A 6737-nucleotide genomic window follows, 5' to 3' on the forward strand; every position below is an offset into this window, starting at 1 on the left:
TTCCCTCCGAACGGTGCAACCGGCGGATCTCAGCCCAATCCTCCACAGACATCACTTCCTCAGCGTCTACGGAGGGGGTCCAAATTCAGCCGACGATCAGGGGTCAGTCTTCACCCGACGCCGACACCCTTGCCACAACACAGGAGCATCTGATATCGAGACCGCCGCAGAGCGGCTGGCCGACTTGCCCGTCGTTCGAGACGGATCGGTTTCCTTCTCGATAACTGAGATCATCCCAGTGCGATTTCGCTGACAAATTGGCACCATCACCAGCGCGGTGGTGCCCGCAGATACCGCCCTCCCCGCTGCCCGATTGACGTTGTCGCGGATCGGATACCGAGACATACGTCACGCGCGGCCCTGGCGGTGTGTAGGTCGGCGGTCGAATCCTCAGTCCCGCAACATCTTTAACGGCAGCGGGTGCCAGGTCTGACCGCTTGTAGGCAGTCGGTCAAGCTATGACGATCTAGCCTGTCCGGCCCGGCTGGCGCTGATCGGGCTCGGCTGCTGGGCGATGAAGGCGCGTCAGCGCAGGGCGTGCGACGGGGCAGGTTTGGGCGACGACATCGAGCAGGGCGGTCAGACTCGGAGAGCGGTGCTCGGATCGGAATGCCAACGTCAGGCTGGGCAGGGCGACCCGCGGACGGATATCGAAGATCCAGGTATCCGGGCGTGGGGCGGTTCGCACGTCCTGTGGGCCCAGACCGACGCCGAACCCGCACGCCGCGAGGCCCATGATGGTCTGCGCGTTAGCTGCGTGGGTGACGCCGGGCCAGGCACCTAAGTCCGGAAGCGCGTCGCGCATCGATTTCATGACGGCAGGTTCATCCTGAGGCGGTGCGATGACGAGCGGCTGGCGCCGTAGCTGATCGAGGCTGATCCGTTGCTGGCCGGCGAACGGGTGGTTGGTACTCACGACGCCGATCAGGTAGTCGCGGCTGACCGCCACGCTGACCAGCTGCTGGACTCCACGCCCGCGTGGCGCGCCGCGGCAGATGATGACATCGAGTTCACCGGCCACCAGGGCCCGGCTGCTTTCCACCGTCACCATCTCCTGCAGCTGTAGCCGCACCTCAGGGTGTTCGGCCCGGAATCTGCGCAGCACCGGCGGCAGCATCGACAGCAGCGCGGAGCTGATGAAACCGATCCGCAGGCTGCCGGTTTCTCCTCGCGCGGCTCGTTGGGCGTCGAGGGCGGCCGCGCTGAGTTCCTGGTCGATGCGACGCGCCCGGGCCAGCAGAGCGTCGCCGGCCGCGGTGGGAAACACGCCTTGTCTGGTGCGATCAAACAGCCTGGCGCCGACCTCGCGTTCGAGCTGAGCAATCGCCTTGGACAACGGCGGCTGAGCGATGCCGACCGCCGCGGCCGCCCGGCCGAAGTGCTGGTGTTCTGCCAGAGCCAACGCGTACCGGAGCTGCCGGACATCCACACCACCACGATATCTAAAAGATATCGCTGTGACCCAATCACGGTATGGCCGCTATCAGGCTGCTGGCGGGCGCGTTGACTTCAACACGTGAGCAGCAACGCGGAGAAACGGAGGCGATCACATGACCGATAATTCAGACTCGGGAACATTCGGCCGATACCAGGAGGTTCCCGTCGAGCATCTGGCGCCCGAGATGAAAGCGGCCTACGACTTCACCCTCGGGATGCGCGGTCATCTGCCCGGCCCGAGCAAAATCTGGTTGGCCAACCCCAAGCTGCTGCAGACCATCACACCCACCGGCGCGTACTTTCAGACCGAATCCATGCTGACCAAAGCCGAGATCGAGATCGCCACCAATCTCATCAACGGAAAGTGGCACGCTGCCTACAGCAACTCCGAACACGAGCAGATCGGGCAGGTCGCCGGTGGTTTGGCGCCGCACAAGGTTCAGGCGTTGATCGCCGGGTTACCAACGTCTTTCGACGACCCGCGCCAACAGGTCGTCTATGAACTCACGTCGGCGTTGATCGGCCCGCGCGCGGTGCCGCAAGGACTTTACCAGCGGGCGCGGGAGCTGTTGGGCGACAAGGGCATCGTCGATGTGACCGTCCTGCTGGGTTGGTTCACCGGCGTGTCGCTGACATTGGCCGCCTACGACGTCCCGTCTCACGCGGCGGGTCTCATCCCATAGCCAAACAACCGTCGCGCCGGACGGCCGACAACAACAACCAGCACAACCTAGACAAGGAGCAGCGACAATGACCAAGCCAAGCCAAACCCTGGGCGGGCGGCTACCGCTTGCCGATCCCACAACACTGACCGGCGCACAGCGCGACCTGTTCGAGGCGCTGAAGGCTACGTGGGAGCCGTTGAGCAACAAGGCGGGGGTACAGATGACGACCGCCGACGGGCGGCTGATCGGCCCGTACAACACGTTCCTTCTGCACCCCGAGGTGGCGGCGAAGTTCTCGGAATTCCAGGCCGCCGAGTCGACCTACACGACGCTTTCGAAGCGGGTGCGCGAAGTGGTGATCATCGCGGTGGGCGCCGTGTGGGGTGCCGAGTATGAGCTCTACGCGCACTGTGCTCTGGCGCGCAACGCCGGCCTCTCCGAGATTGCCGTCACGACACTTGCCAACGCCGGTATACCCGACGACCTGAGCGAACACGAGAAGATCGCAGCGCGTCTGGCGCGCCAACTGTCAACCAGCCACCGCGTCGACGACGAGCTGTATCGCGAGGCCGAACACGCCTTCGGCACAACGGGTTTGTTCGACATCGCCGCCCTGATGGGCGAATACCACACGGTCTGCGCGGCGCTCACCCTGTTCGAGGTACCCGCGCCGCACTAGACCATGTGCGACGGCGTCGGTGAACAGCCACTCAAGCCATCACGACCAGAAAAGGAGGCCACCATGGCAACCACCGCACCTGCGAATATCACCACAATCGCCCGCTTTCCGGAGCACTTCTTCCTGGAGAACCTCGCGGTGCGCGCCGACGGCTCAATCCTGGTGACCGTCCTTAACCACAAGCAACTTTGGTATGTGCCCGCCCCCACCGGCGAGCCGCCCATCACCCCGGTACTTGTGCACACCTTCGATGGCTTTGCGATGGGCATCGTCGAAACCGAGCCCGACATCTTCTACGTCAGCACGCTCGACCAGGCCACCCTCGAGCGATTCGATATGCGCGGCTGGATCCCCGGCGCACCCGTGAAGCCGACACGGGTCCTGACCTTCGATCAGCCCGCCGGTCTCAACGGCTCGTGTCTGCTCGCCCCCCGCGTCATTCTGCTAGCCGACTCGCTGGCAGGCGTGATCTGGCGAGTCGACCTGGCCGACGACGGCCTTACCGCGACCGCCTCGGTCTGGCTGCGCCACCACACCATGGCTCCCGATCCCGACAACGGCTTCACCTCGCCGCTCGGCCCGCAGCCCGGAATCAACGGCATTGGCTACGCCGCACGAACCAACGCCGTGTACTACACGTCCACGGCGCAAAAGCTTTTCATGCGTGTGGCCGTCGACCCCGCTACACACACGCCGGCTGGCCAGCCCGAAATCGTCGCCGCCGACATCACGGCCGACGACTTCTGCCTCGAGGAAAACGTCAGCGTGGCTTACCTGACCACCCACACCGACAACACCATCGTGCGCGTGCCGATCCACCCGGGCGATGACGGTGTCACCCGCAGCGTCGTGGCGGGGGATCCCTTCACCGAACAACTCGTCGGACCCTCAAGCGCGGCCTGGGCACGCGGACGCACAGACTACGGCCGCATCGCCTACGTCACCACCGACGGCGGCCACACGGCCACCACGTACCACCGCCCGGGCAGCGACGAAATCATCCGCCCCGCACGCGTTCTGCGGGCGCAGTTCGACCCAGAACAGCCCGCACGATGAGCGCCGGCTGACTAGCCCGTCAGCCAACCGGCCTTCATTGGTTCCCGCCGCTGACCCCCGCCAACCAGTGCCTTTCCCACCGACAGGAGCAGCTCATGGCCACCACCATCCGCGCCGTCAAAACCGGCACCATCCGCATCCGCCCGTCACACCGCGCCACCGACATGAGCAAACCGAGGTGGCGTCGCCGGCTGGCCATCATCCTCGACCGGGACTGGACCCAGCCGCTGCCGATCTACACCTACCTGATCGAACACGACGAAGGGCTGCTCCTGCTCGACAGCGGCGAGTGCGCCCGCAGCACCAAGCCCGGCTGGTTCCCGTGGTGGAACCCCTTCTTCAGCCGCGCGGTAGACATCCACGTCGAACCCGACGATGAGATCGGCCCCCGGCTGCGCTCACTGGGCATCGACCCGACCAAGGACCTCAAATCCCTGGTGCTTTCCCACCTGCACCACGATCATGCCGACGGCATGGACCACTTCGAGGGCACCGACATCGTCGTCTCCGACGAGAACTTCGAAGTCGCCCGCCCACGCATCACCGGTTCCTTACTCGGCGCCGTCCCCGGAGAGTGGCCGTCGTGGTTCGCACCCCGCCGCGTCACCCTCGACGGGCCGCCCGCGCAGTCATTCGACCGCAGCTACCCACTGACCGCCGACGGGACGGTCTTCGCCGTCCCAACCCCGGGTCACATGGCCGGCCACATGTCGGTGGTGGTCCGCACCCGCGAGGTGACCTACTTCCTCGCTGGCGACGCGACCTACGACGAGGAACTGCTCAAGCAGCGCATCGTCGACGGATTCTCCGAGAACATCGGGGTGTCGCTGAACACCCTCGACCGCATCGCCGCATTCGCCCGGTCCGAACCGACCGTGCTGCTGCCCGCCCACGATCCACTCGCTGAACAGCGACTGGCCGAACGCATCACCCTCACCGACGACTAAGCACCGTGACAGCGGGTTGCGGCAGGGCGTGGGTTGCCGGTTAGGAGGTTGCACAGGAATTAAATTGACAGTTTCACGGTCCGATACCCGGCGAACGCGAGCCCTTCCACGCCGCAGCACGGACCACCATAAGCCCCGCTGGGCAAAGCAATTGATCCTGTGGATCGCACAGCACGCTTGGGTGTCGGCAGCGCACGTGTGCGATGTTGGCACCTTTGGTCAGGTCGGTCTAATTAGTTGAAGGTACGGATCACACGGATCGGTACACGCGCTGGAGGAGTAGTGACAATGAGTCCCACCGTCGATCGGAATCTGGAAGGCAAGGTTGCGCTGGTTACCGGGGCGACATCGGGGATCGGTCGGGCCGCCGCGGTACAGCTGGCCGCGCAGGGGGCAACCGTGATCGTGCACGGCCGCGACGCCGGGCGCGGCATCGCTGTGGTCAAAGAGATCGAAAGTGCCGGAGGCTCAGCCCGATTCGTGGGTGCCGACTTGGGCCAACCCGCAGAGGCGCTGCGGCTGGCCACCGAGGTCGGTGACGTCGACATCCTGGTCAACAACGCGGGATTTGCCTGGTTCGGCCCGACTGAAAAGCTGTCCGCCGACAACCTGGCTCAGCTGTTCGCCGCCAACGTGCAAGCGCCCTACCTGCTGGTGTCGGTACTCGCGCCGCCGATGGTGGTCCGCGGGCATGGCGTGATCATCAACGTCGCCAGTCGTGCCGGCGCCGTCGGTCAGCCCACAACCGCTGCCTACGGCGCCACCAAAGCCGCCCTGGCCTCTCTGGCCCGCTCCTGGTCTGCCGAATACGGACCCGCCGGCGTCCGCGTCAACTCCATCTCCCCAGGACCGGTCGACACCAACGCCGCCGAACGGGAACTGTTCGATGCCATTGGCGAGACCACCGTACTAGGTCGCGCCGGGCAAGTGCAGGAGGTCGCTGACCTCATCGGCTTCCTGGCGTCCCCCCGAGCCTCTTACATCACCGGTACCGACGTGGCCATCGACGGCGGTCGGCGATGAACACCGAAATCATGGCCCGAACGTGCATTCACCAAACCCCAGTCGGGCCCACGACCAACGCGGGTTCGCCGATATGGCAAGGCTGCCACACGTGACCACCAAAGGCCTGATCCTCTGAACCCCGACCCGGTCAACGAAAAACCAAGAAGAGTGACGACTGCCCCCGAATCGGGGCCTCCAGGAGATGGGTATTGCCATGACAATGCAAGCGCGGCGTGTTGTTACTGGACACGATGAGAACGGCGATGCCGTCGTTGTAAGCGACGAGCGATTGACTGCAGTTTCACGCCGGCTCGGCGCGGGCATATCGGGCTGTGAGATGTGGTCAACCAATCGAATGCCGATTGACAATTCGGCGGCCGCTTACGCCGCGCAAAGGGATCTCACGACTGATGGCGGACCGATGGCGGATCCGCCACCTCGTTGAGACGCACCAGGTCGCGGGTCGAATTCGATTGGGAGAGAGGTTGGTCTGGAGACCAGGTTGATGGGTTTCCAGGGGCGCGGCCGGTGCGCATGGGGGTTGGGCATTGGGGTGTGATGACGCGTACTGCTTCGGCGAGCTCGAGTCGGGCCAGGTGCGCGCCGAGTAGTGGACACCACCGCCGAAGGAGAATTTTGTGTACCACGCCGTGTTGTGCGCGTGGTGACCAGCCGGGATACCTCGAATTGCTGTCTTCGCCAGTCGCATTGATTCGACTAGTGATCGAAGATGGCCTGCTTACTCGAAGGTTTGACCCCGTTGAGCGATGAGTGGCGGTTGTTTCAGCGTGTGGCGATCTTGCGTGGCGAGCAGGTCGTCGGTCGTCACGATTTCGGCGAGCATCGCCATTGATGCCAGGGATGCGTTGTGGGCGGTCTCGGATGTGGTCGAGCAGGCGTCGGAGACCACCACGGTCCGGTACCCGAGGTCGGCACTGGCTCGCGCGG

7 protein-coding genes and 1 pseudogene are annotated in these 6737 nt (G+C 64.7%); 5 read left to right on the forward strand and 3 right to left on the reverse strand.

Annotated features, from left to right (window positions below; genetic code table 11):
* Positions 1–466: 466 nt before the first annotated feature.
* Positions 467–1429, reverse strand: a complete 963-nt coding sequence (locus JWP83_RS14410; protein WP_297730979.1) for a LysR family transcriptional regulator — start codon at positions 1427–1429, stop codon at positions 467–469.
* 121 nt (positions 1430–1550) lie between these two features.
* Between JWP83_RS14410 and JWP83_RS14415 the strand changes: the two genes are divergently transcribed.
* The 5 genes from JWP83_RS14415 to JWP83_RS14435 all read left to right on the forward strand — a co-directional run bounded on the left by JWP83_RS14415 (position 1551) and on the right by JWP83_RS14435 (position 5807).
* Complete coding sequence (locus tag JWP83_RS14415; RefSeq protein WP_297730981.1) at positions 1551–2120, forward strand: carboxymuconolactone decarboxylase; 570 nt, start codon at positions 1551–1553, stop codon at positions 2118–2120.
* A 67-nt stretch (positions 2121–2187) separates the two neighbouring features.
* Entirely contained in the window at positions 2188–2781 is a 594-nt protein-coding gene (locus tag JWP83_RS14420) for a carboxymuconolactone decarboxylase family protein (protein ID WP_297730983.1), read from the forward strand.
* 63 nt (positions 2782–2844) lie between these two features.
* Positions 2845–3837, forward strand: coding sequence for a hypothetical protein (locus JWP83_RS14425; protein WP_297730985.1), 993 nt, complete (start codon positions 2845–2847; stop codon positions 3835–3837).
* Between the two features lie 95 nt (positions 3838–3932).
* The gene (locus JWP83_RS14430; RefSeq protein ID WP_297730987.1) at positions 3933–4784 is read left to right on the forward strand and encodes an N-acyl homoserine lactonase family protein; all 852 of its coding nucleotides are present in this window, start codon (positions 3933–3935) and stop codon (positions 4782–4784) included.
* 288 nt (positions 4785–5072) lie between these two features.
* Entirely contained in the window at positions 5073–5807 is a 735-nt protein-coding gene (locus tag JWP83_RS14435; protein ID WP_297730989.1) for an SDR family oxidoreductase, read from the forward strand.
* Positions 5808–6260: 453 nt separating this feature from the next.
* On the opposite strand, the pseudogene JWP83_RS14440 reads toward JWP83_RS14435, so the two are convergent.
* Positions 6261–6420, reverse strand: a pseudogene (locus JWP83_RS14440) (cytochrome P450); the annotation flags it as partial.
* 108 nt (positions 6421–6528) lie between these two features.
* The coding region (locus JWP83_RS14445) for an isochorismatase family protein (protein ID WP_297730991.1) at positions 6529–6737 on the reverse strand (209 nt) is incomplete at its 5' end.

This window comes from Mycobacterium sp. (assembly GCF_025965855.1).
In the GTDB taxonomy this organism is placed as follows: domain Bacteria; phylum Actinomycetota; class Actinomycetes; order Mycobacteriales; family Mycobacteriaceae; genus Mycobacterium.